23 protein-coding genes are annotated in these 25,815 nt (G+C 72.2%); 15 read left to right on the forward strand and 8 right to left on the reverse strand.

All coding sequences use genetic code 11. From position 1 onward, the window contains the following. Nucleotides 1-13 precede the first annotated feature (13 nt). The gene (locus AC3ETA_RS12700; protein ID WP_432193085.1) at nucleotides 14-394 is read left to right on the forward strand and encodes an STAS domain-containing protein; all 381 of its coding nucleotides are present in this window, start codon (nucleotides 14-16) and stop codon (nucleotides 392-394) included. 161 nt (nucleotides 395-555) lie between these two features. Further along, nucleotides 556-1,068 (forward strand): EF-hand domain-containing protein, encoded by a 513-nt coding sequence (locus AC3ETA_RS12705; protein WP_432192955.1) that lies wholly within the window; start codon nucleotides 556-558, stop codon nucleotides 1,066-1,068. On the opposite strand, the gene AC3ETA_RS12710 is transcribed toward AC3ETA_RS12705, so the two are convergent. Then, entirely contained in the window at nucleotides 1,047-2,579 is a 1,533-nt protein-coding gene (locus AC3ETA_RS12710) for a class I adenylate-forming enzyme family protein (protein ID WP_432192956.1), read from the reverse strand. The two genes, AC3ETA_RS12705 and AC3ETA_RS12710, sit on opposite strands and share 22 nt — an antisense overlap. A gap of 164 nt (nucleotides 2,580-2,743) precedes the next feature. Here AC3ETA_RS12710 and AC3ETA_RS12715 point away from each other — a divergent pair, with 164 nt between their 5' ends. The 3 genes from AC3ETA_RS12715 to AC3ETA_RS12725 all read left to right on the forward strand — a co-directional run bounded on the left by AC3ETA_RS12715 (nucleotide 2,744) and on the right by AC3ETA_RS12725 (nucleotide 5,753). Beyond that, entirely contained in the window at nucleotides 2,744-3,877 is a 1,134-nt protein-coding gene (locus AC3ETA_RS12715) for an acyl-CoA dehydrogenase (RefSeq protein ID WP_432192957.1), read from the forward strand. Nucleotides 3,878-3,880: 3 nt separating this feature from the next. Further along, the gene (locus AC3ETA_RS12720) at nucleotides 3,881-4,783 is read left to right on the forward strand and encodes an acyl-CoA dehydrogenase family protein (protein WP_432192958.1); all 903 of its coding nucleotides are present in this window, start codon (nucleotides 3,881-3,883) and stop codon (nucleotides 4,781-4,783) included. 508 nt (nucleotides 4,784-5,291) lie between these two features. Then, nucleotides 5,292-5,753: an ATP-binding protein gene (locus AC3ETA_RS12725; RefSeq protein WP_432193086.1), complete on the forward strand. Its 462-nt coding sequence runs from the start codon at nucleotides 5,292-5,294 to the stop codon at nucleotides 5,751-5,753. Between the two features lie 410 nt (nucleotides 5,754-6,163). Here the strand turns inward: AC3ETA_RS12725 and AC3ETA_RS12730 are convergent, their stop codons facing one another. Continuing rightward, complete coding sequence (locus AC3ETA_RS12730; protein WP_432192959.1) at nucleotides 6,164-7,090, reverse strand: cyclase family protein; 927 nt, start codon at nucleotides 7,088-7,090, stop codon at nucleotides 6,164-6,166. Nucleotides 7,091-7,186: 96 nt separating this feature from the next. On the opposite strand from AC3ETA_RS12730, the gene AC3ETA_RS12735 reads away from it, so the two are divergent. The 4 genes from AC3ETA_RS12735 (at nucleotide 7,187) to AC3ETA_RS12750 (ending at nucleotide 11,774) form a co-directional block, all read left to right on the forward strand. Further along, complete coding sequence (locus AC3ETA_RS12735) at nucleotides 7,187-8,101, forward strand: SDR family NAD(P)-dependent oxidoreductase (protein ID WP_432192960.1); 915 nt, start codon at nucleotides 7,187-7,189, stop codon at nucleotides 8,099-8,101. 131 nt (nucleotides 8,102-8,232) lie between these two features. Next, on the forward strand, nucleotides 8,233-9,378 hold the full coding sequence (locus tag AC3ETA_RS12740) for an acyl-CoA dehydrogenase family protein (protein WP_432192961.1): 1,146 nt from the start codon (nucleotides 8,233-8,235) through the stop codon (nucleotides 9,376-9,378). Continuing rightward, nucleotides 9,378-10,427 (forward strand): alcohol dehydrogenase catalytic domain-containing protein, encoded by a 1,050-nt coding sequence (locus AC3ETA_RS12745; RefSeq protein ID WP_432192962.1) that lies wholly within the window; start codon nucleotides 9,378-9,380, stop codon nucleotides 10,425-10,427. The genes AC3ETA_RS12740 and AC3ETA_RS12745 overlap by 1 nt, the downstream gene beginning before the upstream one ends. Nucleotides 10,428-10,520: 93 nt before the next feature. Next, nucleotides 10,521-11,774: an MFS transporter gene (locus AC3ETA_RS12750; RefSeq protein WP_432192963.1), complete on the forward strand. Its 1,254-nt coding sequence runs from the start codon at nucleotides 10,521-10,523 to the stop codon at nucleotides 11,772-11,774. Here the strand turns inward: AC3ETA_RS12750 and AC3ETA_RS12755 are convergent. Next, a complete protein-coding gene (locus AC3ETA_RS12755; RefSeq protein ID WP_432192964.1) occupies nucleotides 11,682-12,719 on the reverse strand; it encodes a GlxA family transcriptional regulator in 1,038 nt (345 codons plus the stop codon). The two genes, AC3ETA_RS12750 and AC3ETA_RS12755, sit on opposite strands and share 93 nt — an antisense overlap. Before the next feature lie 71 nt (nucleotides 12,720-12,790). Between AC3ETA_RS12755 and AC3ETA_RS12760 the strand changes: the two genes are divergently transcribed. Then, complete coding sequence (locus AC3ETA_RS12760; protein ID WP_432192965.1) at nucleotides 12,791-14,101, forward strand: MFS transporter; 1,311 nt, start codon at nucleotides 12,791-12,793, stop codon at nucleotides 14,099-14,101. On the opposite strand, the gene AC3ETA_RS12765 is transcribed toward AC3ETA_RS12760, so the two are convergent. The 5 genes from AC3ETA_RS12765 to AC3ETA_RS12785 all read right to left on the reverse strand — a co-directional run bounded on the left by AC3ETA_RS12765 (nucleotide 14,098) and on the right by AC3ETA_RS12785 (nucleotide 21,160). Then, nucleotides 14,098-14,766: a flavin reductase family protein gene (locus tag AC3ETA_RS12765; protein WP_432192966.1), complete on the reverse strand. Its 669-nt coding sequence runs from the start codon at nucleotides 14,764-14,766 to the stop codon at nucleotides 14,098-14,100. The genes AC3ETA_RS12760 and AC3ETA_RS12765 overlap by 4 nt on opposite strands. A 160-nt stretch (nucleotides 14,767-14,926) precedes the next feature. Beyond that, complete coding sequence (locus AC3ETA_RS12770) at nucleotides 14,927-15,748, reverse strand: enoyl-CoA hydratase/isomerase family protein (protein ID WP_432193087.1); 822 nt, start codon at nucleotides 15,746-15,748, stop codon at nucleotides 14,927-14,929. Between the two features lie 115 nt (nucleotides 15,749-15,863). Next, nucleotides 15,864-18,089: an acetate--CoA ligase family protein gene (locus tag AC3ETA_RS12775; protein ID WP_432192967.1), complete on the reverse strand. Its 2,226-nt coding sequence runs from the start codon at nucleotides 18,087-18,089 to the stop codon at nucleotides 15,864-15,866. A gap of 178 nt (nucleotides 18,090-18,267) precedes the next feature. After that, nucleotides 18,268-19,758 carry a flavin monoamine oxidase family protein gene (locus tag AC3ETA_RS12780; protein ID WP_432192968.1) on the reverse strand — a complete coding sequence of 497 codons (1,491 nt, stop codon included), beginning with the start codon at nucleotides 19,756-19,758 and terminating at the stop codon, nucleotides 18,268-18,270. Nucleotides 19,759-19,918: 160 nt separating this feature from the next. Continuing rightward, on the reverse strand, nucleotides 19,919-21,160 hold the full coding sequence (locus AC3ETA_RS12785) for a flavin-containing monooxygenase (RefSeq protein WP_432192969.1): 1,242 nt from the start codon (nucleotides 21,158-21,160) through the stop codon (nucleotides 19,919-19,921). 197 nt (nucleotides 21,161-21,357) lie between these two features. On the opposite strand from AC3ETA_RS12785, the gene sigJ reads away from it, so the two are divergent. The 5 genes from sigJ (at nucleotide 21,358) to AC3ETA_RS12810 (ending at nucleotide 25,783) form a co-directional block, all read left to right on the forward strand. Next, nucleotides 21,358-22,305: an RNA polymerase sigma factor SigJ gene (gene sigJ / locus AC3ETA_RS12790; protein ID WP_432192970.1), complete on the forward strand. Its 948-nt coding sequence runs from the start codon at nucleotides 21,358-21,360 to the stop codon at nucleotides 22,303-22,305. A 163-nt stretch (nucleotides 22,306-22,468) separates the two neighbouring features. After that, nucleotides 22,469-23,815, forward strand: coding sequence for an NAD(P)/FAD-dependent oxidoreductase (locus AC3ETA_RS12795; RefSeq protein ID WP_432192971.1), 1,347 nt, complete (start codon nucleotides 22,469-22,471; stop codon nucleotides 23,813-23,815). A 203-nt stretch (nucleotides 23,816-24,018) separates the two neighbouring features. After that, a complete protein-coding gene (locus tag AC3ETA_RS12800; protein WP_432192972.1) occupies nucleotides 24,019-24,696 on the forward strand; it encodes an HNH endonuclease family protein in 678 nt (225 codons plus the stop codon). A 117-nt stretch (nucleotides 24,697-24,813) separates the two neighbouring features. After that, on the forward strand, nucleotides 24,814-25,230 hold the full coding sequence (locus tag AC3ETA_RS12805; RefSeq protein WP_432192973.1) for a cytidine/deoxycytidylate deaminase family protein: 417 nt from the start codon (nucleotides 24,814-24,816) through the stop codon (nucleotides 25,228-25,230). A gap of 106 nt (nucleotides 25,231-25,336) precedes the next feature. After that, the gene (locus tag AC3ETA_RS12810) at nucleotides 25,337-25,783 is read left to right on the forward strand and encodes a DoxX family protein (RefSeq protein ID WP_432192974.1); all 447 of its coding nucleotides are present in this window, start codon (nucleotides 25,337-25,339) and stop codon (nucleotides 25,781-25,783) included. Nucleotides 25,784-25,815: the final 32 nt, after the last annotated feature.

The following is a 25,815-nucleotide window of genomic DNA, read 5'->3' on the forward strand; positions in this document are numbered from 1 at the left end:
GCGAGCGAGGGGCATGGTGGTGACGTTCAAAGTGACCGGCGGCGAGCGCGGCGACTGGGCCGTGCTCAAGGTGTCGGGCGAGCTGGATCTGGTGACCTCGCCCGGGTTGCGCCAGCACATCCACAACGTGGTGGCCGAAGGACGTCACAGCCTCGTCCTCGACCTCTCCGAGGTCCTGTTCTGCGACTCCAGCGGCGTCGGCGTGCTCATAGCCGCCCGCCGGCTGATCCGCTCCTGCCAGGGCAGCCTGCGGCTGATACTCCCGGCGCAGGGCGCGGCGGAGGGGTCGCACGTGAACCGGGTCCTCGGCGCGCTGGGCGTGCGCCGGCTCTTCGACGTGCACCCCGACCTGGCCTCGGCGGTCCGGGACGAGGCCGGTCCGCTGTCCGCCTGAGCGCCCGCCCCGCGTACGCCGTTCCGCACGTCCGTGCCACATCGTTGTCCCGAAATTCCCCCGGTCTTGGCACAACGGCCCCTTTCCGGCGCCCGGACGGCCCGTGACGTCGTACGCTCCGTGACAGATGCACCCGACGACGTGAGGCGGCCCGACAAGACATGGTCAGCAGCGAGTACGAGCGCAGGATCGCGGCCCGGTTCGCCGGCTTCGACCAGGACGGCAACGGCTACATCGACCGCGAGGACTTCGTCGGGGCGGCCAAGGCGCTGCTCGCGGAGTTCGGCACCACCGCCCGCTCCGACAAGGGCCAGGCCCTGTACATCGGTGCCGAGGCGTTCTGGCAGGGCATGGCGGGAATAGCGGACCGCGACGGCGACCAGCGGATCACCCGCGAGGAGTTCGTGAACGGCGCGGTCAAGCGGCTGCGCGACAACCCGGACCGGTTCGCCGAGATCGCCCGTCCCTTCCTGCACGCCGCGCTCGCCGTGGCCGACCCCGACGGCGACGGAGCCGCCACCGTCACCGACACCGCCCGTGTGCTGGTCTGCCTCGGGGTGCCGCAGGACCTGGCCGAGACGGCCGCCGGCACGCTCGACACCGACGGCGACGGCAAGGTGGCCGAGGGAGAGGTCGTCACGGCCTTCGCCCGCTACTTCACCGTCCCCGAGTAGCCCTGCGACCCCGACGAGTACCGCTCCCTGAGCTTGTACTTGAGGACCTTGCGCAGGGTCTCGTTGCGCGGAAGGGCGTCCACCACCTCCAACTGCTCCGGCAGTTTGTGCGTCGACAGCCCTTCCCCGCGCAGATACGACGTCAGCCCCTGAAGGGTCAGCTCCGGCGCGCCGGCCGGCTGTTCCACGACCGCGCAGACCCGCTCCCCGCGCTCGGGGTCCGGCAGCCCGATCACCGCGACGTCGCCGACGGCGGGGTGCCGGTGCAGCAGGTCCTCGATCTCCTTCGCCGAGACGTTCTCGCCCTTGCGGATGATGACGTCCTTCAGGCGGCCGGTCAGCACCAGATGTCCGCTGTCGGTCAGCCGGCCGAGGTCGCCGGTGCGCAGAAAACCGTCCTCGTCGAAGGCCGCCACGGTCTGCGCGGGATCCAGATAGCCCCGGCACACCGCCTCCCCGCGCAGTCGTACCTCCCCCTCGACGATCCGGATCTCCATCTCCGGCGGCGGCCGCCCCTCCGTCGTCGCCAGGTTCTCCGCGGTGTCGTCCGGCGCCCCCATCGTGATCATCGGCACCTCGGTCATGCCGTATCCGTGCGTCAGCTGCACGCCCATCTCGCGGACCACCGCGTGATAGACCTCCGGTGGCTTCGGCGCCCCGCCGCCCGCCAGCAGCCGCAGTGAGGGGACGGCCTTCGCGCCGTCCGGCTGCCTGCGCTGCTCGGCGAGGAACATCGAGTAGAACGCCGTCGAGCCGCCCGCGATCGTGACGCCGTGCCTGCGGTACCCCGCCAGCGCGTCGGGCATCGCGAACTGCTCGAACAGCACCGCCGGGAAGCCGTACAGCAGGACCATCACCATGTAGTCGGGGCCGCCTATGTGGGCGTAGGGGAAGGCGATCGAGCCGACGTCGGCGGACGTGGGACGCAGGGCGTGCCCGAGGCAGGAGCCGCCCGCGATCAGCGAACGGTCGGTGTGCAGGACGCCCTTGGGGTCGGAGGTGGTCCCCGAGGTCCAGTAGATCCAGCGCACCGAGGTGCCCTCGGCGGGCGGCGGGGGCAGTACGGCCGGATCGCCGTCCGGCAGGGTGCCGTACGCCTCGAAGATCCCCTTCGCGCCGAGGCGGCGGGCCATCTCGGTGTGGTCGAAGCCCCGCCACACACCCGGCACCGCGAAGAACTCCGCCTTCGACTCCCGCAGCGCGAAGCCGACTTCGCGGTCCCGGTAGAAGGGGATGACCGGCGACTGCACGGCGCCGAGGCGGGCCAGCGCGAAGGACAGCAGGGCCGTCTCGATGCGGGTGGGCAACTGCCACGCGACGACCGTGCCCGGGCGTACGCCCATGTCGTACAGGCCGGCCGCGACGCGCTCGGCACGCGCCTGCAGCGCGCCGAAGGTCAGCGTGCGGTCGTCCTGGAGGAGGACCGGGCGGTCGGGGCTGAGGCCGGCGCGGCGGGCGAGGAGATCCCAGAGGGTGCGGGAGGAACTCAGGGCGTGCGCGGTGTCGTTCATAGACGGCCCCCTGCCACCAAGCGGTCGTGGTGTCCGGATCGGAGCTGACGGACTGTCAGATCGTGGCCCGAGCGTAGGGCGGGATGCCTTGTCGGTCCAGGGGTGGGGGACTTAGCCTTCCCGCAGAGCTGTATCTGACGACTCATCAGATATGGAGGGGCCGCATGGACCTCGCGTACACGCCGGACGAGGAGGAGTTCCGGGCCCGGCTGCGGGAGTGGCTGGCCAAGGCGCTGCCCACGCTGCCGCCGAAACCGTCCCCCGAGGACTGGCCGGGGCGCCGCGCCCACGACCTCGGCTGGCAGCGCATGCTCCACGACGCCGGGTACGGCGAGGTCCACTGGGACGCCTCCCCGACCCTGCGGCTGATCTTCCTGGAGGAGACCGAGAAGGCGGGCGCCCCCTATGTGGGCGCCGGCTTCGTCGGACTGCTGCACGCCGGGCCGACCATCGCCGCCGAGGGCACCGACGAGCAGCGGGCGCGCTGGCTGCCGCCGATCCTGCGCGGCGAGGAGGTCTGGTGCCAGGGCTTCAGCGAGCCGGACGCCGGGTCCGACCTCGCGGCGCTGCGCACACGTGCGCGCAGGGACGGCGACGACTACGTGGTCAGCGGGTCCAAGATCTGGACCTCGCACGCCGAAGTCGCCGACTGGTGCGAGCTGCTGGTGCGCACCGACCCCGACGCCCCCAAGCACCGCGGCATCAGCTGGCTGGCCATGCCCATGGACACGCCCGGCATCACCGTGCGGCCGCTCAAGACCCTCGCCGGCACCACCGAGTTCGCCGAGATGTTCCTCGACGAGGTGCGGGTGCCGGTCGCCAACCGGGTCGGCGAGGAGAACGACGGCTGGCGCGTGACGATGGTGACCCTGTCCTTCGAACGCGGCACGGCCTTCGTGGGCGAAGTGGTCGCCTGCCGCCGTGTGCTGCGCGAACTCGCCGCCGAAGCGCGCGGGAACGGCCGCTGGGGCGACCCGGTGCTGCGCCGCCGGCTCGGGCGGCTGAACGCCGAGTTCCGGGCGCTGTGGCGGCTGACGCAGTGGAACGTCAGCGAGGCGGAGGCCACCGGCGGCATACCCGGCATCGGAGGTTCGGTTTTCAAACTGAGGTACTCGCACGCCCGCCAGGAGCTCTTCGACGCCGCCGCCGAGGTGCTGGGGCCCGCCTCGCTGGACCTCGACCGGCCGTGGATGCCCGAGAGGCTGTCCTCGCTGTCGTACACCATCGCGGCCGGCACCTCGCAGATCCAGCGGAACATCGTGGGCGAGCGGATTCTCGGGCTGCCGAAGGAGCGGTGACGGATGCGTTTCCAACTGACCGAGGACCAGCGGGCGTTGCGGGCAGGCGTACGGGAACTGCTGACGCGGCGGTTCGGCCCGCAGGAGCTGAGGGCCGCCGTCGAGGCACCCGGGCACCTGGAGAGGGGGCTGTGGCGGGAGCTCGGCGCGGCCGGGTTCTTCGCGCTGCGGCTGCCCGGGACCGAGGGCGGCGTCGGACTCGGTCTGCCCGAGGCGGTGTTGGCCTTCGAGGAGGCCGGGCGCGCGCTGCTGCCGGGACCGCTCGTGGCCACCCACCTCGCGGCGGGCGAGGTGCCGGGCGCGGCCACCGGCGAGACGGTGGTGACGGACGTCGGCGGATGCGGGCTGGTGGAGTGGCTGCCGGCGGCGGACGTCGTACGGGGTGAGGGTGCGGGAGCCGTACCGCTGCGGTCCGTCGATCCGCTGACCCCGCTGCACCGGGTGCCCGGCCCTCCATCGGACCGGGCTCCCGAAGCACCCGGCGTCGACCCCGCCGCGGTGCTGCTCACCGCCGCCGAACAACTGGGCAGCGCCACACGCGCGTGCGAACTCGCCGCGCAACACGCCCGGACGCGTGAGCAGTTCGGGCGGCCGATCGGAGCCTTCCAGGCGGTGAAGCACCTGTGCGCGGAGATGCTGGTGCGCACCGAGACCGCCCGCGCCGCGGTCTACGCGGCCGCCGTCACCGCCGACCCGGCCGACGTCGACACCGCGCGGCTGCTCGCCGACGACGCCGCCGTGCGCGGCGCCCGCGACTGTCTCCAGGTGCACGGCGGCATGGGATTCACCTGGGAGTTCGAGGTCCATCTGCATCTGAAGCGGGCCTGGGTGCGAACGCACCGTGCGAGCGATGCTACGGAGAGTGAGGAGCGGTTGGCCGCCGAGCTTCTCGCCGGGGCGGTCTGAAGGCCCCTGGTCTGCGGTGTCGCCGACAGCCCCGAAGTGGATGTCGCGGATTGTGGCATACCGGAATTACGGAGCGTTGATATCGGGTTGTGTCCTACGTGTGACTCGTCACGGCCTGGAGTCGGGCGTTCGCTCCGGTACCTTGTGTGAGATGCGAGTGGTTCCGAGCACGAGCCATGCCGGAGTTGCCCTTGAGGCGGCTCCGGATCCGGCGGTGCGCGCCGCTGTTCGCAAGGCGCGAGGGCGCTCCGCCCCCGCCTGTTCGACTCCCCGGGACAAGCGTCGCACAGTATGCCGCACGGGTACTCCTTCACGCTGGAATATGCCCGAAGCGCTTGTTGGGGTGACTGTACGTCAACCATGCTGTCAGCTAAGGGATTCACGTTCCGTGACCCTGGCTCCGGCCATTGATCTGGTCATGAAAAGAATGGCTAGGATCGTGGCCCTCGTGAGGCGCGGGGCTTTGTGTCCGCCGGTTCGGATGGTGTGAGCGGTGCAGGTGCTTCAAGTGCAGCTGGAGATCCGGCCCGACCCCGCTGAGGTGGGGCGAGCCCGGCGGTGGGCCCGCAACCGGCTCGCCGGGTCCGGGATAGGCGCCGACGAGCCGCTCGCGGAGACCCTGATCCTGCTCGTGTCCGAACTGGTCACCAACGCCGTCGTGCACACCGGCTGTCCGGCCGTGTTGCGCCTGTCCCTTCCCGGAGCGGCCCAGGACGCCGCCACCGTCCGCCTGGAAGTCGCCGACCGCAGCGGCCGCGCGCCCGTGCCGCGCTGCGTCGACGGCGATGCCACCGGCGGCCGCGGCCTCGCCCTCGTCGACGGCCTCGCGGACCGGTGGGGCTGGTGCCCCGAGGGCGGCGGCAAGCGGATCTGGTGCGAACTGGACCGCGACGCCGACTCGCAGAGCGCCGCCGCAGCCTGCGGCAGCGGGTCCTCGGCCTATGAAGGGCTCGCGTACGAGGCGGTGTGACGGGCGCACGGAGCGGTGACTCCGGCGGATTTCGGAGCACGGTCGCAGGAAGTGCCGTCCTCTCGGCTCGGGCATGTACGGATGCGCCCGGGCATGCTTCTGTGCGCGCCTTCGGGAAATGGGGCGTAAGTAATAAATCTCCGAGTGGGTGTTGACGTCGCGTGTCCGGTTGATCACGCTTGTGGTCAGCGATTCGCCGTGAGGGGACGACGAGGACTTCGGTGACGGAAGCCCTTGCCGAGAGCGGGTCGTGAATCGGCGTCGGTCTCTCCAGGGCCAGGAGAGGCCGGGGCGGGTGCGCCGGAGCCGGATGGCGGCGCGCGGTGCCGGGCCCGGGGAGCACGGGGCACCTCCCTGCGGGCGCGGCCGGAGGTCGGGGGAGCCGCGCCGCCAACCGGCCTCGCCGGACCTCAGAGCACCGCCACGGGCGCGACGGGTGTGCCCGTGCCGCCGACGAAGGGCTCCGGCATCGCCGACAGCAGAAACGCGTAGCGGCCTTCTTGTCCACAGGCTGTGGACAACTCTTCGAGGTTCCAGTTCTGCCCCTGGAGCATCCCCATCTCCACCAGGTCGAGCGCGTGCACGGGCAGCCACAGATCCGCTGTCTCGGGCGGAAATATCTCGAACGTGAGGGTGTCGTTGGCCACGGCCGCCACGTCGCGCGCGTGGAACCACTCCGGTGTACGGATCGACAGACCGGGTGAGGGGTAGCCGTACGCGTGCTTGTCGCCGGCGAGGAGGACCTGGATCTGCCCCGTCCGTACGAGCACGATGTCGCCCGCGCGCACGCGCGTGCCCGCGAGTTCCTCGGCCGCCTCCAGGTCCTCCGGGGTGACCGCGTGCCCGCCGTCGAGCCGGGCGACGCCGCGCGCGCGTGCCACGTCGAGCAGCACCCCGCGCGAGACGACGTGCCGCGCCTTGTCGATGCCGCTGAACTCGGCGCCGCCGTGCGCGGTGATGGTGTGGGCGGGGCGGCCGTTGTAGAGCCGGCCCGAGTGCGAGACATGGGTGAGCGCGTCCCAGTGGGTGGCCGCCTGCAGGCCCATGGTCACGGCGTCGTCGCTGCACGCCACGGTTCCGGGGCCGAACAGCTCCTGGTTGATCTGCACCATCGTGTGCAGCGGGTTGATGCGCCCGGGGATCATCCCGGTCTGCACGCCGTCCTCCTTCAGGGGCAGCGCGAGCGGGACGCGGCGGCCGGTGCGGACGCAGGCTGCCGCCTCGCGGACGACGTCGTCGGTGATGAGGTTCAGGGTGCCGATCTCGTCGCCGGCGCCCCAACGCCCCCAGTTGTTCACGCGCTTGGCGATCTCGTGGAACGCGTCCGGCAGTGACATGAGTCCCTCCCCGGGGCTTGTCTCCGCGTATCTGACGGGTCGTAGAATCAAGTCGAATCTAACGGACCGTCAGAAACTGCGGGAAGGGGCCGGGGCGTGGGGAACTTCTTGGCAGGCAAGGTCGTCGCCGTGACGGGCGCCGGGCGGGGCATCGGACGGGCGGTGGCGCTCGCCGCCGCGGCCGAGGGCGCGCGCGTGGTCGTCAACGACTACGGGGTGTCCATGGACGGGGTCTCGCCCACGAGCGAGGTCGCCGAGGCCGTGGTCAAGGAGATCGAGGCGGCGGGCGGAGAGGCGGTCGCCGTGGCCGACGACGTCTCGACCATGGCGGGCGGACAGCGGATCGTGGACACGGCGCTGTCGTCGTACGGGCGGCTCGACGGGGTCGTGTGCGTCGCCGGGATCCTGCGCGAGCGGATGCTGTTCAACATGTCCGAGGAGGAGTGGGACCCGGTGGTCGCCACCCATCTGAAGGGGACGTTCACCGTGTTCCGGGCCGCGTCGGCCGTGATGCGGGGGCAGCGGGCCGGGACGTTGATCGGGTTCACCAGCGGCAACCACCAGGGGTCGGTCTCGCAGGCCAACTACAGCGCGGCGAAGGGCGGGATCATCTCGCTCGTGCGCAGCGCCGCGCTCGGCCTGCACAAGTACGGAGTGACCGCGAACGCCGTCGCGCCGGTCGCCCGTACGCGGATGTCGGCCAACGTGCCCATGGAGCTCGCGGAGATCGGGGAGCCGGAGGACGTGGCGGCGCTGGTGGTGTACCTGCTGTCGGACGCGGCCCGGGAGCACGGGGTGACCGGGCAGGTGTACACCGTCGCCGGGCCGAAGATCGCGGTGTGGGCGCAGCCGCGGGAGCTGCGTTCCGCGTATGCCTCCGGCGGGTGGACGCCGGAGTCGATCGCGCGGGCGTTGCCCGGGTCCGTGGGGGTGGATCCGATGCCGATGCTGGCGCGGGTGGAGGCGATGGAGAGGGCCGCGCGGGCGGGGGACCGGCCGAACGCCCGATAGCTCGGGGCGGTGTGTCGTGGGGCGGCTGCGGGCCGGCTGTGGCCGGCCGCGCCCACGCGGCGGAGCCGCAGACCGACACAGCCCCGCGCTCCTGGGGCGGTGCCCCTGACCGGCGATCAGAGGAGACGTCAGTGGACTTTGGGTTCAGTGCTGAGGATGACGTGTTTCGTACGGAGGTCAGGGCCTGGCTCGCCGAGCACGCCGCAGGAGGACTGGAGCGGCGGGCCTGGGAACAGACCCTCGGGAAAGCCGGGTGGATCGGGCTCGGGTGGGGGGAGGGCGGGTTCGGGAACCGGGTCGCCACGCTCACGCAGCAGGTCGTGTGGGCCGAGGAGTACGCGCGGTCGGGGGCGCCGGCGCGTTCCGGGCACATCGGGGAGAAACTGCTCGCGCCGACACTGCTCGCGCACGGGAGCGAGGAGCAGAAGGCACGGTTCCTGCCGCCGATCGCGCTCGGCGAGGAGCTGTGGTGCCAGGGGTACAGCGAGCCCGGGGCGGGGTCGGACCTCGCCGGGGTGCGCACGAAGGCCGAGCGGGCCTCGGACGGGACGTACCGCGTCACCGGGCAGAAGATCTGGACCTCGCTCGCCCATGAGGCGGACTGGTGCTTCGTGCTGGCCCGCACCGAGCCGGACTCACGGCGCCATCGCGGACTGAGCTTCCTGCTCGTCCCGATGGACCAGCCGGGACGCGTCGAGGTGCGGCCGATCCGGCAGATGACCGGCACCAGTGAGTTCAACGAGGTCTTCTTCGACGGCGCGCGCGCGGAGCACGTCGTCGGTGGTGCGGGTTCCGGGTGGCAGGTCGCGATGAGCCTGCTCGGGTTCGAGCGGGGGGTCTCCACGCTCGCCCAGCAGATCGGATTCGCCGCAGAGCTGGCGCGGGTCGTGGGAGCGGCGGTGCGGTCCGGTGCCGTGGAGGATCCCGTCGTACGGGCCCGGCTGGTGCGCCAGTGGGCCGAGTTGCGGGTGATGCGGTGGAACGCCCTGCGGACCCTGGGGAGTTCGGGGGACGCGGGCGCGCCCAGCGTGGCCAAGCTGCTGTGGGGCGGCTGGCATCAGCGGCTCGGGGAACTGGCGGTGCAGGTGCGCGGGGCGTCGGCGAGCGCGGGACCGCGGGAGTGGGCGCCCGGGGCGCCGTACGAACTCGACGACGCTCAGCATCTGTTCCTGTTCTCCCGCGCCGACACGATCTACGGGGGTTCCGACCAGGTTCAGCGCACGATCATCGCCGAGCGGGTGCTCGGTCTGCCCAGGGAGCCCAAGGGGGTCGTCTGATGCGCGCAGTGATGTTCGACGGCAAGCGGGTCGAGGTCGTGGACGACCTGGAGGTACGGGACCCGGGGCCGGGCGAGGTCCTGGTCGCCATCTCGGCGGCCGGGTTGTGCCACAGCGACCTGTCGGTGGTGGACGGGACCATACCTTTCCCCGTCCCTGTGGTGCTGGGCCATGAGGGGGCGGGGGTGGTGGAGGCCGTGGGTGTGGGGGTCACCCATGTCGAACCCGGGGACCATGTGGCACTGTCCACGCTCGCCAACTGCGGTGCGTGCGCCGAGTGCGACCGGGGGCGGCCGACCATGTGCCGACAGGCCATAGGGCGCCCGGGAAGGCCGTTCCGGCGGGGCGAGCAGGCCGTGTTCCAGTTCGCGTCCAACTCCGCCTTCGCGGAACGGACCGTGGTGAAGGCCGTTCAGGTGGTGCGGATCCCGAAGGACATACCGCTGCCGTCGGCCGCGTTGATCGGGTGCGGGGTGCTGACCGGTGTGGGGGCCGTGCTGAACCGGGCGCGGGTCGACCGCGGGGACCGGGTCGTGGTGATCGGCGCCGGCGGGATCGGGCTCAACGTCATCCAGGGGGCGCGGATCGCGGGCGCGCTGCGGATCGTGGCGGTCGACGCCAATCCGGCGAAGGAGCCGGTGGCGCGGCAGTTCGGGGCGACGGACTTCCTGACGTCGGTGGAGGGGGTGCGGGACCTGCTGCCGACGGGGGCCGACCACGCCTTCGAGTGCGTGGGGCGCGTCGAGCTGGTCCGGGCCGCCGTCGATCTGCTGGACCGGCACGGGCAGGCCGTACTGCTGGGGGTGCCGGCGGCCACCGCCGAGGCGTCCTTCCTGGTGTCCTCGATGTACCTGGACAAGTCGATCCTGGGCTGCCGCTACGGCTCGTCGAGGCCGCAGCGGGACATCGCGCTGTACGCCGAGCTGTACCGGGCCGGGCGCCTCATGCTGGACGAGCTGGTGACCCGGACGTACCCGGTGCAGGAGTTCGAACGGGCGGCGGCGGACGCGGAGGCGGGGAAGGTGGCGCGCGGGGTGCTGACGTTCTGATGTTCTGAGCTCTCGGGGACCGCGCGGCGGGGTTTTCCACAGGCCCGGAAAACGGCTGCCGCGTTGTCGGTGGGGGCACTTACCGTCATCTTCATGACCTATCGAGACGTCGCCACCAAGCAGGTGCTGATCTGGGCCTTCACCGCCGTCGCCGCTCGTATGCCGGTCGCCATGACGCCGCTCGCGCTGGTGTTCCTGGTGCGCGAGCGGCCCGGCGGCTACACCCTGGGCGCGACGCTCGCGGCGGCCTACGTGCTCGGCGAGATCATCGGCGCCCCGGTCCTCGGGATGCGGCTGGACCCGGCTCGCGGCCGGCGTCATCTGGTCGTCGGACTCGCGGGCGGGGCGCTGGGGTTCACCGGACTCGGGGTGTTCGCCGACTCGCACGCCGTGGTGCTGGGGGCGTTCGCGTTCCTGGCCGGAGCCGCCCCCTCGGCGGCCGCCGGCGGACAGCGCGCGCTGCTCACGTCACTGGTCCCGGAGCGTGCCGTGGCGCAGGCACTGTCCGCCGAGTCGATGCTGATGTCCGGCGTGTGGGCCGTCTCCCCGGTCGCCGTCGCCGGACTGGCCCTCGCGGTGGCGCCCCGGGTGCCGCTGCTCCTCGCGGCGGCCTGCATGGCGTCGTCGATCGCGGGCCACTGGCTGCTGCCCGCGGGCTGGGCCGGCGGCGGACAGGACGGGGACACGGGCCGGGCGAAGACCCGCGTGCTGCTGCACGCCTGGCCGGTGTACGTCACCGGCGCGGCCAGCATCACCCTGCTCGGCCTCACCGAACTCACCCTGCCCGCACTGCTGGAGCAGCGCGGCATCGGCGTGGGCTGGTCCGGCCCGATGCTGGCGGGCATGGCCGTGGGTGCGGGACTCGGCGCGTTCCTGTACGGCCTGCGGTCCTGGCCGGGACGCCTGCGCTCGCGCAGTGCGGTGCTGATCGGCGGCATGGCGGTGTTCGTGGCACTGGTCGCGCTGATACCGGGCGGGGCCGGGATCACGGTCGCCCTCGTCCTCGCCGGCGTGCTCCAGTCGGGCGCGCTGATCACCCGCAACCTGTCCCTGCGCGAGGCGCTGCCCAAGAGCGCCCTGGCCGCCGGGTACTCCGTGCTGTACGCGGCCGCCGGGGCCGGCTACGCGGCGACGGGTTCCCTCGCGGGCGGCCTGCTCCAGGTGGTCGCGCCGTCCACGGCCGTCCTGGCGGGTGTGTCGCTGACCCTGCTGCTCACCGTGCTCGGCTGGTGGGGCGAGGCCCGGCGGGACGTCTCAGGAGCGCCCGGTGACCTGGCGGTCGGCCTTGCCGGCGGTGCGGAAGGTGCGCCGATAGCTGGTGGGCGTGACCCCGAGTGCCGCCTGTAGGTGCTGCCGCATCGACTGGGCGGTACCGAAGCCCGCGGCGTCCGCGACCTGGTCGACCGAGAGATCGGTGGACTCAAGGAGGTGCCGGGCGCGTTCGACGCGCTGCTGGGTGAGCCACTGGCCGGGGCTGCTGCCGACCTCCTCGCGGAAACGGCGGGTGAAGGTGCGCACCGACATGGACTCCTGGTCGGCCATGTCCCGCAGCTGGATGGGTTCGTGGAGCCGGCCCAGGGCCCAGGCGCGGGCCGTGGTCGTGGACGACTGCTGCGGGTCGGGGACCGGGCGGTGGATGTACTGCGCCTGACCGCCGTCGCGATGGGGCGGTACGACCGTGCGGCGGGCCACCTCGGTGGCGATCGCCGTGCCGTGGTCCCGGCGCACCATGTGCAGGCACAGGTCGATCCCGGCCGCGACCCCGGCCGACGTCAGCACGTCGCCGTCGTCGATGAAGAGCACGTCCGCGTCGACCTCGATGCGCGGGAACAGCCGCTGGAAGCGCTCGGCGTCGGCCCAGTGCGTGGTCGCCGGGCGCCCGTCGAGCCGGCCGGCCGCGGCGAGGACGTACACGCCGGTGCAGATGGAGGCGAGCCGGGTGCCGGGGCGGATGCGGGCGAACGCGGCGGCCAGCTCGTCGGTCAGCACGCCCTTCTCGAAGACCGGGCCGAGCTCGTACGACGCCGGGATGATCACCGTGTCGGCGGTGCCCAGCGCCTCGGGGCCGTGCTCGACCTGGATGGCGAAGTCGGCGTCGGTCCGCACGGGGCCCGGCGGCCGGATCGAGCAGGTCACGACCTCGTACAGGTGCCGCCCGCGGGCATCCTTGGGGCGGCCGAAGATCCGGTGCGGGATGCCCAGCTCGAAGGGGAGCAGCCCGTCCAGCGCGAGGACGGCCACCCGGTGCGGGCGGAAATCCGACGGCGTACGGGGCTCCGGCACACTGCTCATGGCCCGATCCTAACGAATGCTGTCCTTCGGGCCAATGGCTCCGGGGCGACGCAGGCCCGAAGCTCGTTGTCGTGACGCAGACAACCCCCGCCACCGCCGCCACCGCGGCCACGTCCCCGACGAGGCCGCGTCGTCCCCGTGTCCACCGCGCCTGGTTCGTCGCCGCCGTCGCCTTCGTGACGATCCTCGGCGCGGCCGCCTTCCGCTCCCTGCCGGGGCTGCTGATCGACCCGCTGAACGAGCAGTTCGGCTGGTCACGCGGCACGATCGGGGCCGCCGTCTCCATCAACCTCGCGCTGTACGGCCTCACCGCTCCCTTCGCCGCCGCGCTGATGGACCGTTTCGGCATACGCAGGGTCGTCGCGGCGGCCCTGACCCTGATCGCGGTCGGCTCCGGCCTGACGTACTGGATGACGGCGGCCTGGCAGCTGCTGCTGTGCTGGGGCCTGCTGGTGGGACTCGGCACCGGTTCGATGGCGCTGGCCTTCGCCGCCACGGTCACCAACCGCTGGTTCACCGAGCGGCGCGGCCTGGTCACCGGCATCCTCACCGCCGCCTCCGCCTCCGGCCAGCTGATCTTCCTGCCCCTGCTGTCCTGGATGGTGGAGAACCACAGCTGGCGCCCGGCCGTCGTCACGGTCGCCCTCGCGGCCCTTGCGGTGGTCCCGTTCGTGTGGCTGCTGCTGCGCGACCACCCCGCCGACGTGGGGCTTGCGCCGTACGGCGCGAAGGAGTTCGTGCCGAAGCCGCCGCCCGCACAGGGGGCCGCCCGGCGGGCCGTGACCGTCCTGTTCTCGGCCGCCCGCACCGGCCCCTTCTGGCTGCTGGCCGGCACGTTCGCGATCTGCGGCGCCTCCACCAACGGCCTCATCCAGACCCACTTCGTGCCCGCCGCCCACGACCACGGCATGCCCATCACGGCCGCCGCCTCGCTGCTCGCGGTCATCGGCGTCTTCGACGTCGTCGGCACGATCTTCTCCGGCTGGCTCACCGACCGCTTCGAACCGCGCCGCCTGCTCGCGGTCTACTACGCCCTGCGCGGCATCTCCCTGCTGTTCCTGCCGATGCTGCTCGCGCCGAGCGTCCACCCGCCGATGCTGTTCTTCATCGTCTTCTACGGCCTCGACTGGGTCGCCACCGTCCCGCCCACCGTCGCCCTGTGCCGTGAGCAGTACGGCGACGACAGCGCCATCGTCTTCGGCTGGGTCCTCGCCTCCCACCAGGTGGGTGCCGCGCTGGTCGCCTTCGTCGGCGGCGTCGCGCGGGACGTCTTCGGTACGTACGACATGGTCTGGTACGCGTCCGGGGCGCTGTGCGCGGCGGCGGCGCTGATGGCGCTGGTGATCCGGCGGCGGCCGGCGGCGGTGGGGACGGCGGCTTAGCGGTACGGGGGCTTGGCGGTACGGGGGCTTGGCGGTACAGGGGCTTGGCGGTCCGGTGGCCGTACGGGCTGCAGGAAGTGCCCCTTGTGGAACAGCAGCGGCGGCTCGTCCCCGTCGCTCACACCGAGGGCGTCCACCCGTCCCACGACGATGAGGTGGTCGCCGCCCGTGTGGACCGCGTGGATCGTGCAGTCGATCCACGCGAGCGTGTCCGCGAGGCGGGGGGAGCCGGACACGGGGGCGGCGTCGTAGGCCACGCCGGCGAACTTGTCCGCCCCGCTCACCGCGAAGGCGCGGCACAGCCCGCCCTGGCCGGCGCTCAGCACGTTCACGCAGAACACGCCCGCGCGGGCGATGCGCGGCCATGTCGCCGACGTACGGCCGACCATGAAGGCCACCAGTGGCGGGTCGAGGGAGAGCGAGGAGAAGGACTGGCAGGCGAAGCCCGCGGGAGGATGCGGAGGTTCGGTGCCTGCCGGGGCCGTCACGACGACCACGCCGCTCGCGAAGCTGCCGAGCACCCGCCGGAACTCGTCCTGCGGGACCGGTGCGCGCTCGTCCTCGCCGACGCAGCGCAGCGCCGGGCGCGGGGGCGCCTGCACGGGCGGTGCGTCGGCCGACCTCAGGTAGCGGACGGCGGCGGCCGCCATTCCTGCGTGTCCCATCACGCCACCCATTGAAACTGACGGATCGTCAGATGGGAAGGGGTGTGCGAGGGCGCAGGAACGCCATGGCCGGCGCCGGCGACCCGGGCGCCGCGGAGGTGTGGATCCGGGTGCTGAGCCCGCACGCCCCCGGCCCGGGGCGGGCGGGGCCGAGCCGACGTCAACGCCCCTTGAACCCTGCGCTCCTGCGCTCCACGAAGCTCGCCACGCCCTCCTGCGCGTCCTGCGTCGTCATGTTGATCTCCTGCGCGGCGGCCTCCGCCGCGAAGGCCGAGGCGCGGTCGGATTCCAGGGAGGCGTTGACGAGCTGTTTGGTGAGGGCGAGCGCGCGGGTCGGGCCGGCGGCGAGGCGTTCGGCCCACTCGCGGGCCGTCCTGTCCAACTCCCCGTCCGGGACGACCCGGTTGACCAGGCCCAGCCGCTCGGCGTCCGCGGCGGTGAGCGCGTCGCCGAAGAACATCAGCTCCTTGGCGCGGTGGGGGCCGACCAGGCGCGGGAGGAGGTAGGCGCCGCCGCCGTCGGGGACGAGGCCGCGCCGCACGAACACCTCGATGAACCGCGCGGACTTCGCGGCCAGTACGAGGTCGCAGGCGAACGCCAGATGCGCGCCGATGCCGGCCGCGGTGCCGTTGACGGCGGCGAGCACCGGCTTCTCGCAGTCCAGCACGGCCGCGATCAGCCGCTGGGCGCCGAGCCGGATCGTACGGGCGACGTCACCGGCGACGCGTTCCGTGCCGGCCGGCGTCCCGCGCAGGTCGGCGCCCGCGCAGAAGCCGCGGCCCGTGCCGGTCAGCACCACCGCCCGCACGTCCGGGTCCGCGGAGGCGCCGGCGAGCAGCTGGATGATGCGGTCGCGCTGGTCGGGGGTGATGGCGTTGAGGGCCTCGGGCCGGTTGAGGGTGATGCGGCAGACCTGACTGTCAGTGGCGTGCTGTACCAATGAATCGACGGAATTTCCGGATGCACGGGGGGAATCGGGCATGTTCATCTCACGGTCGGTAGTCAGGTCGGCGTCGGTAGCCGGCCGGAGTTCGGTGGCCGACCGGGCTTCGGCGGTCGGCTCGGCTTCGGCGGTGGTCTCGTCGCGGCCCGTCATGTCAGCGGCACACCACCAGCGCGTCCAGCGCCACCGCGCCCTGCCCCCTGGGCAGCACCATCAGCGGGTTGATGTCGAGCTCCGCGAGCTCGTCCCCGAGTTCCAGCGCCATGCGCTGCACCCGCAGGACGACTTCCACGAGGGCGTCGAGATCCGCCGGGGGCCGCCCCCTGACCCCGTCCAAGAGGGCCCGCCCGCGCAGTTCGGCGCACATGTCGCGGGCCTGCTCCTCCCCGAAGGGCGGCACGCGTACGGCCGTGTCGTTCAGCACCTCCACCAGCACCCCGCCCAGCCCGACCGTCACGGTCGGCCCGAACAACTCGTCGTGCGCGGCGCCCACGACCATCTCGACGCCCCGCTCGACCATCTGGCAGACCAGGACGCCGTCCAGCGAGACGTCCTCGTAGCGGGCGATGTCGGTCAGCTCGCGGTAGGCGTCGCGGACCTGACTGGCGGAGGTCAGCCCGATCCTGACCAGGCCGAGCTCGGTCTTGTGGGCGATCCGTGCGCCGGACGCCTTCATCACCACGGGGTAGCCCACCAGCCCCGCGGCGCGTACGGCCGCCGCCGCGCTGGTCACCAACTGCTCGCGCGGGACCCGGATCCCGTACGCCCGCAGCAGCTGCTTCGCCGCGTGCTCGCTCAGCTGCTGTCCCGGGCGCATCAGTGCCTGCGCCTTGCGGCAGGACGGCGAGGGGGTGCGCGCGGCCTCGTCGAAGGGGGAGCGGTAGCCGCTGACGAAGCGGTGGTGGTCGAGGTAGGCGCGCACGGCGGTGATGCAGTTCGCCACCGTGCGGAAGGTCGCCACCCGCGAGGAGCCGAGCAGGACCTCGCGGTAGGCGGGCTCGGTACCGACCGGCGATCCCCACACCACGCAGACCAGCTTGTCCGTGCGCTCGGCGGCGTCCACCAGGTCCTGGACGAGCCGGTCGCTCAGGGGCGGGAAGGGCCCGGTGATCGGGCAGATCAGCACCCCCACCGCGGGGTCGTCGAGGATCGCGTCGATGATCTTCCGGCCACGCCGGTCGCCCACGGGATGGCCGCCGTTGTCGACCGGGTTGGCCACGCTCAGGTACTCGGGTATCCACTGGTGCAGCTCGGCCTGCTTGGCCTCCGACAGCGCCGGCAGCCGCAGGCCCGCCTCGGTCGCCAGGTCGGCGAAGTGCGCGCCGGTGCCGCCGGAGATGGAGTAGACGACGACGCCGTCGGCGCGGGGCGGCCGGGCGCGGGCCAGCAGGGCGGCGGTGTCCTGGAGTTCGTCGAGGCCGTCGACGCGGATCACGCCGTACTGCCGCATCGCCGCGTCCACCACCGCGTCCGCGCCGGTCAGTTTGCCGGTGTGGGAGGCCGCCGTACGGGCGCCGGTCTCGGTGCGGCCCACCTTGACCGCGACGACCGGCACACCGCGGCGGGCGGCGCGGTCGGCGGCCAGCAGGAAGGCGCGGCCGTCCCTGAGGCCCTCGACATAGGCGGCGATCGCGCCGACCTCGGGCCGCTCGGCGAAGTAGGAGATGAAGTCGGCGCACTCCAGGTCGGCCTCGTTGCCGGTCGGCGCCCAGTGGGACAGGCGGATGCCGAGCTCCTGGAGGGCGAAGACGGGGCGGCCCTGGTGGCCGGACTGGGTGATGAGCGCGATCGCGGGGCCGTCGAGGTCGTCGCGGAACCGCTCGAAGGCGTTGAGGTTGGTGTTGGGGCCCAGCAGCCGCATCCCGGACCGTTCGACGGCGGCGGTCAGCCGGTCCTGCGCGGCGGCTCCCTCCTCGCCTGTCTCGGCGAACCCGGAGGCGAAGACGACGGCGAACTTCACCTTGGTCTCGGCCAGTTCCTCGATCACCGGAAGAGGGTCGGCGACCAGGAGCACGGCGAGATCGGCCTGCTCGGGCAGGTCGGCGACGGAAGGGGAGCAGGGGATGCCGAAGACGGACGTACGGCTCGGGTGCACCGGGTGGAGCCGGGCGCCGACCCGCTCGGACCAGGCGATCAGCTGGCGGGTGACGCCGGTGTTCGGCCGGCCCTCGGCGTCGGAGGCGCCGATCACGGCGACCGACTCGGGCCGGAAGAGACGGTCCAGATCGGGCACGTCGCAGTACAGGGGACGGCCGCTGACGTCGAGATCGTCGACCTCGGCGGGCCGGCCGTGGACGGCGGGCCCGGGTTGCTCGCCACAGGCGATGACCCGGGCCCGGCGGGAGTCGGTGGTGAGGGTGCCGTGGGTTGATCCAAGCATCGGTCCGCCCGCTCCTGTGTGACAGCGATTAACTGACGCAGTGTCAGATTAAAGGAACTGACGCTCAGTCAGGAACGGCCGTGCACGCAAAGTTGAGCGGGACAGCACCGCGCGGCCGGCGGGGCCGGTCGAGGAGGCGTCCGGCGGGGCCGGTCGAGGACGGCCGCCGGCGGCGTACTCACAGCGCCGCCAGCACCTCCTTCGCCACCCGCTCGCCCGACCGCACCGCCCCGTCCATGAAGCCCATCCAGTAGGTGGAGGTCTCCGTCCCGGCCCAGTGGATGCCGCCGACCGGCTCGCGCAGGGCGGGGCCGTACTGGGTCAGGACGCCGGGCGCGGCGACGGAGACGGGGCCGCCGCGGGTGTGGGCCTCGTTGTTCCAGCGTTGCAGGACGAAGGAGGTGGGGGAGGCCGCTTTCGCGCCGAAGTACGTCGTGTAGTCCTTCAGCACGGCCGCCCGCACCTCGGACTCGCTCGCCGCGTCCAGCTTGCGGGCCTCGTCGGCCTCGATGAAGCCCATCAGGGCGCCGAAGGAGGCGTCGGGCGGGGAGTTGTCGAAGGTGGAGCTGATCACGCCGGTGTCGCTGACGACCTGGCCGTTGAGGCCGTCGGCTCGCCAGAAGGGGGTGTCGTAGACGGCGATGGCCTTGCCCACGGAGGCCATCGGCAGCCGCTGGGTGAGCTGGTCGCGGGCGGCCGGCAGAAGGGGGTCGTAGGTGATGCGGGCGGCGATGGGCGGGGGCACGGCCACGACGACCTTCGCGGCGGTGACCGTGATGCCGTCGGCGGTCACGACGTACCGGGCACCGGATTTGGCGATCGTGCGCACCGGGGCGCCGAGCACCACCCGGTCGCCGAGCGTGGCGGCGAGCTTGATCGGCACCAGCTGGGAGCCGCCGACGAAGCGCAGTTCCTGGGCGCCGCCCGCGGTCTCGGTGAGGCGTTCCAGGGTGCCGGGGTTGGCGGCGTCGCCGGCGGCGGCGATGTAGAAGAGCACGAACAGGAAGGAGAGTTCGCGGGGTTCGGCCGAGAAGATCGACGTGCAGGCCACGTCGAAGAGGAACTTGGCGGACGGGATCACGGCGTTGGCGCGCAGCCAGGTCTCGAAGGTCTGCCGGTCCCATACGTCGGCCTTCGAGGCGGTCCAGGGCGCGTCGACCGGGATCTCCTTGGCCAGGTCGTCGAGCTTGGCCTGGACGATCGCGGCGTTGGCGAGCCCGGCCGCGTCGATGGGCGGCACGGAGCCGAGGATGCCGTCGGTGGCGTACGGGGTCCTCTTGCCGTCCTTGTAGAGGAGGTTGTTCCCCGTGTTGTAGGTGGTGAAGGTCTGTACACCGAGGGAGTCGGCGAGGGCCCGGATGCGGTCCTGGGTGGGGCCGATGAACTCGCCGCCGCCCTCGGTGACGCCGCCGCCCGCCAGGTTCAGGCCCAGCACCCGGCCACCGACCCGGTCGCGTGCCTCCAGGACGACGACGGACTTGCCGGCGGCCACCAGGTCGCGGGCGGCGGTGAGTCCGGCGAGTCCGGCACCGACGATCGCGACATCGGCGGTGCGGGTGACGGCCGCCGAGGCGGTACCGGCGGTGGTTGCGGTGAGGGCCGCGGCGCCGGCGGTGGCGGCGGCGCCGCCGAGCAGGGAGCGGCGGGAGAGTTTTCTTTCGCGTGCCACGTGCGTCCTCCGTCGTAGCGAGAGGGAGTGGAGCTGGAAAGTGGAGCCGAAAAGCTGAACAGGGCTCACATTCTGGCTCCGCACGAGGGCGCGGTACAGAGATCTCCCGCAACTTATGACTCACAAGTAACAGGAGATCTCTGCAGGAGAGTTGAGACGGCTAGGTCACCGGCAGCCGGGAGACCCGCCGGCCGGGCGCGCGGTCACCGGCGACGGCCTTGGCGATCTTCTGTGCGTCGATCGCCATCTCCCGAAGATTGCCGCTGATCGGGTTGGTGAAGCCCTGGAAATAGAGCCCTTGCGCATGCTCCGGAGTCACGGCGCCCCGGACGACCGGTCTGCCGCGCTCGTCGAGGACGCCGAGGTGGCCGACGAGGTCCTCCAGCGCACGGACGTATCCGGTGGCCGCGACGACGACGTCCGGCGAGATACGGGTGCCGTCGGCGAGGACGACCTTCTCGCCCTCGAAGCCGTCGAGGGCGGCCACGATCTCGACCCGCCCCTTGCGCACGGCGTCGATGAGGCCGACGTCGAGAACCGGGATCGCCCCTTCCCGGACCCGGCTGTAGAGCCCGCTGTCGGGACGCGGCAGCCCCTGCTCGGCGAGGTCCGGCACGCTCAGTTTCGCCATGGGGCGGGCGAGCCGGTCGACGAGGCGGACCGGCAGCCGCCGTACGAGGATGCTGGTGAACTGGGCCGCCCAGCCGGCGGTGGAGCGGCGGACGATGTGCGGCACGGTCCGTACGGCCAGCCGTACCCGGGAGGCGCCGCCCTCGACCAGGTCCACGGCTATCTCGGCGCCGGTGTTGCCGGCACCGACGACGAGGACGTCGCGGCCGGCGTACGGCGCCGGGTTGCGGTACTCACCGGCGTGCAGGAACTCGCCGGTGTAGGTGTCGCGGCCGGGCCAGTGCGGAATGCGCGGGGTGTGGCTGTGGCCGGTGGCCACGACGACGGCGGCGCCGGTCAGTTCACGTCCGCCGGTGGCGCGCAGCAGCCAGCCGGAGCCGTCGGGCGCGGGCTCGACGCGGGAGACCTCGACGCCGGTGACGATCTCCAGGTCGTGGTGCTCGGCGTACTTCTCCAGGTACCGCACGACGTCGTCGCGGGTCACCCAGCGTCCGAAGCGGCGCGGCATCGCCAGCCCGGGCAAGGCGGAAAGACGCCGGGTGGTGTGCAGCCGGAGGCGGTCGTAGTGCCGCCGCCAGGAGGCCCCGATCCGGTCCGACTTCTCCAGCACGACGGCACGCAGTCCCCGGGCCCGCAGGGCGTATGCGACGGAGAGTCCGCCGGGACCGCCGCCTATGACATAGACGGGGCGGTCGGTGACGGGGTGCTCCGTGGCGGGGCGCTCAGCTGCGGGACCGTCCGGGGGCTGGATGTGTCGGGGGGTGTCGGCCATGGTCCGGAGCGTAATCACATGGGGGGTTGATGGGTCTCGGTCAAGCCCTGAATTGGTTGCGGATCGATCACGGCTGTGGGAGGTGTGCGTGCGACGTGTGACGTAGGTCTCCTGGTTGTGGGGGTGGGGTGGACTTGGCGCGAGTCCGGACATGGCGCCCGATCCGGTCGGCGGCGGGGGAGTTAGGATCCGGCGTCATGGCCCTGACCACGAACGACGTCGACCGGTTCGAAGCGTCCAGGCCCCGTCTGGAGGCCATCGCCTATCGCCTGCTCGGCTCGGCGAGCGAGGCGGAGGACGCCGTGCAGGAGACCTTCCTGCGCTGGCAGTCCGCCGACATCGCACGGATCGAGGTCCCCGAGGCGTGGCTGGCCAAGGTGCTCACCAACCTGTGCCTCAACCAGCTCACTTCGGCCCGCGCGCGGCGCGAGACCTACGTGGGCCAGTGGCTGCCCGAGCCGCTGCTCGCCGGGGACCCGATGCTCGGCCCGGCCGACACCGCCGAACAGCGCGAGTCGGTGTCGTACGCCGTGCTCGTCCTGCTGGAGCGGCTGTCGCCCAACGAGCGGGCGGTGTACGTGCTGCGGGAGGCCTTCGAGTACCGCCACGGGGAGATCGCCGAGATCCTCGACATCACCGAGGCCGCCAGTCAGCAGATCCTCCATCGCGCGAAGAAGCATGTCGCGGAGGGCAGGGCCCGCACCGAGGTGGACGAGGCCACCGCGCGGCGGATCGTGGACGAGTTCCTCGCGGCCGCCACCAGCAGGCGGACCGAGCCGCTCGTGAGGCTGCTCACCCAGGACTCCATCGCGATCGGCGACGGCGGGGGGAAGGTCCCGGCCCGCGCGAAGGCGTTCGAGGGTGCTGTCGCGGTCGCCAAGTTCATGCGGGGCCTGTTCAAGCCGAGCGAGGCCAAGCGTGCGCTGGCCGGCGGCTCGCCCCGGATCCACGCCTCGTTCGCCAACGGCGACCCGGCGGTCGTGGCGGTGCTCGACGGCCGGGTCATCGGCGTCATGTGCCTGGAGGTCACGGCCGAGGGCATCGCCGGGTTCCGCAACCAGGTCAACCCCGACAAGCTCGAACGGGCGACCAGGGTCTGGGCGGCGGAGGACCGTGGGGAGCCGTTGCTGCGCAGCGCGTTCTGACGGCGGGGCCGAGGAGTGACGGCGGGAAGGCCGGCCGCCGGATGAGGTGGGCCGGAGTGCGGTAGGTCCTGCGGTGTGACGTGGTTCACATCGCACACCTGTCAGGGATCGGTGGGCCGCTCGGTTCAAGGGGCGAATCCGCTGAAGAGACAGGAGCACGGACATGCAGCACCGCATCGTCGTCATCGGGGCCGGCTACACCGGAGCCACGGCCGCCGGACGCCTCGCCAAGCGACTGCACAGTGACGATGTCGCCATCACGCTCGTCAACGCCGAGCCCGACTTCGTCGAGCGCGTGCGGTTGCACCAGCTCGCGGTCGGGCAGTCGCTCAAGCCCCGGCCGTTCAGCGAGATGTTCGCGGGGACCGGCGTCGCGCTGAAGCTGGGCAGGGTCACCGGCGTCGACGCCGACCGCCGGACGGTCCGCGTGGTCGCCGTGAACGGGGCCGCCGAGGCCGAAGGGCTGGGACGAGAGGGGCAGGAGCACGAGGGGCAGGAGCACGAGGGGCAGGAGTACGAGGGGCAGGAGTACGAGGGGCAGGAGTACGAAGGGCAGGCGTACGACGAGCCGGCGTACGAGGAGTTGGCGTACGAGGAGTTGGAGTACGACACCCTCGTGTACGCACTCGGCAGTGGCTGGAACGACCACGGTGTGCCCGGCGTTGCCGAGCACGCCTACGAGATCGCCGGCCGTCCTGGAGCGCTGCGCCTGCGCGAACGTCTGGCCGGCCTGGGCGCCGGAAGGCCCGTGGTCGTGGTCGGCGGCGGTCTCACCGGCGTGGAGGCCGCGACCGAGATCGCCGAGGCCCGCCCGGACCTGGCCGTCGCCCTCGCCGTGCGCGGCGGCCTCGGCGACTGGCTCTCGCCCAAGGGGCGCCGGCACCTGCGGAAGGTCGTCGACAACCTCGGCATCACGGTCCACGAGGAGACCGCCGTCGCGGCGGTCGAGGCCGACCACGTCACCACCGCCGACGGCACGGCCGTCCCGGCCGCGGTGACCGTCTGGACCGCCGGCTTCGCCGTCCACCCGATCGCGCAGGCCACGACCCTGGAGGTCGACGGCACCGGCCAGATCGTCGTCGACCGGAGCATGCGCTCGGTGTCCCACCCCGAGGTGTACGCCATCGGTGACGCGGCCATGGTGACGGGCCCCGGCGACAAGCCGCTGCGGATGTCGTGCGCGTCGGGCGTCCCGACCGCGTGGCAGGCCGCCGACGCCATCGCGGCCCGGCTGACCGGCGCGAAGGTGCCGACCACACCGGTGCGTTACTTCAACCAGTGCATCTCGCTGGGCCGCAAGGAAGGTCTCATCCAGTACGTGACCGCCGACGACCGTGCGGTGAGCGCGGCGCTGACGGGACGACTCGCCGCCGTCTACAAGGAACTCGTCTGCAAGGGCGCGGCGTGGGGCGTGGCCAACCCGACGGTCGGCACGCCGGTCCGGCGGCGCCGGGTGGTGGCGGAGCCGGTACGGGAGGGGAACGGGGCGGGGGTGAAGGCGGCGGCGTGAGGGTTGCGGGGGAGGGCGCCCGGGGCGTGGGAGGGGGCCGGGCGCCCGAAGGCCGGTCGGGCGGGGTCGGGGGTGGACCCCGGGCGGGTGGCTCGTGGCTCACCTCTCGTGGCTCACCTCTCCGGTGAACTCACACATCCACATGGCTCATTCGTTCGAGTCGAATCCCTCGAACGAGTTATGGACGGTCAATCCTACGATGTGTGATCAAGAACATCAGACGAGCCGCGATGACGGCCGCACTCCTCCTCCTGCCCTTTGCGGCACCCACCCCCGCCCATGCGCAGGATCGTTCCCTCGACCTGTACACGTTCCCGATCGCCACCTCGGTCCGGCTCCTTCCGGTCGCCGCGGAGATGCGGGACGGCTACGAGCGCACGAGCTTCAAGCACTGGAACGCCGGCCGGATCCCCGGCGACGGCTGCAACACCCGGGCGGAGGTGCTGCTCGCGGAGGCCGTGGACAAGCCCGAGATCCTGCCCGGCTGCAAGCTCTCGGGCGGGCGCTGGTGGTCGTACTACGACTCGAAGTGGCTCACCTCGGCGTCCGCGCTGGACGTGGACCACATGGTGCCGCTGGCCGAGGCGTGGGACTCCGGGGCGTCCCAATGGACCGCCGAGCGACGTGAGTCGTACGCCAACGACCTCGCCGTGAACCCGTCCCTGGTCGCCGTCTCCGCGGCCTCGAACCGCAGCAAGGCCGACCAGGACCCGGCGGAATGGCTGCCGCCGACCGTCGAGGTCGCCTGCCGGTACGCCTCGGAGTGGATCTCGACGAAGCTCCGCTGGGGCCTGACCTCCGACGCCACGGAACGCGAGGCCCTCACCCAACTCGCGGAAGCCTGCCCGGCGACGACGGTCACCTACGAGCCCGCACCGTAGAACACCGGCCCCACCCCTCGGACCGGGGTGGGGCCTCGACGGCACACCGCCGATATTCGCTTGCACGCCCTGGTCACGTGGGTCAACGTCGGCTGACACCTGACGAAGGCAGAGAAGATGACCGCGCAGACCCACCCCGTCGACCACGAACTCATCCAGGCCGCGGCGCACGTCGCCCGCACTCGCTGCCGGGGCGACAACCACACCATGGCAGCCGCGGCCCGCGCCCGGGACGGCCGCGTCATCACCGCGGTGAACGCCTACCACTTCACCGGCGGCCCCTGCGCCGAACTGGTCCTCATCGGCGCGGCAGCCGCCCAGGGCGCATACGACCTGGACACGATCGTCGCCGTGGGCGACCGGGACAGAGGGGTTGTCCCCCCGTGCGGCAGGTGCCGGCAGGTCCTCCTCGACTACTTTCCCGCCCTCAAGGTCATCGTCGGCAATGGCGACCACGTCCGAACCGTCCTCATCACCGACTTGCTGCCCGAAAGTTACGTCTGGGCGGACCACCAGCTCGACGCCGCTGGATGAAGTCGCCGGGGTCGGAGTCGGCGCCGTGGCCGGCGAGAGGGCATCGGACTCGTCACGGACGCACAGGCGATTGTCAGGCCCCCTGATCTGACGTACCGTCAGATTCATGGACGCGATCTGGCTCACAGGTGCGGAATGGCTGGCCGTGCTCCGCATAGGCCTCGGGCTGTGGTGGCTGGAGAGCTGGCGGCACAAGGACAGGAAGAGCTGGTTCGAGGGGGCGGGGATCTCCTGGGCTGCCGACGTGGCCGCCAAGCACCGCTGGAACGCCGTACGCTCCGGCTTCGACGTCGTCGTCAAGCCACGGCCGCGGACCATGGCGTACGTGGTCCTCTACGCGGAACTCGCCCTCGGACTCGGACTCGTCCTCGGGTTCCTGACCCCGATCGCCCTCGTCGGCGGGCTGCTGCTCAACCTTCTCTACTTCGCCCTGATGATCCACGACTGGGCCGAGCAGGGGCAGAACTCGATGATGGCGCTGATCTCGGTGGTCGCGCTGTTCGGGATGTCCTGGCAGTCGTGGTCGGTGGACAGCGCGCTGGGGCTGTTCTGACCCGGCCGGGGATCGGAGGATGGGGGCTGCTT

Source organism: Streptomyces sp. bgisy027, from assembly GCF_057710365.1.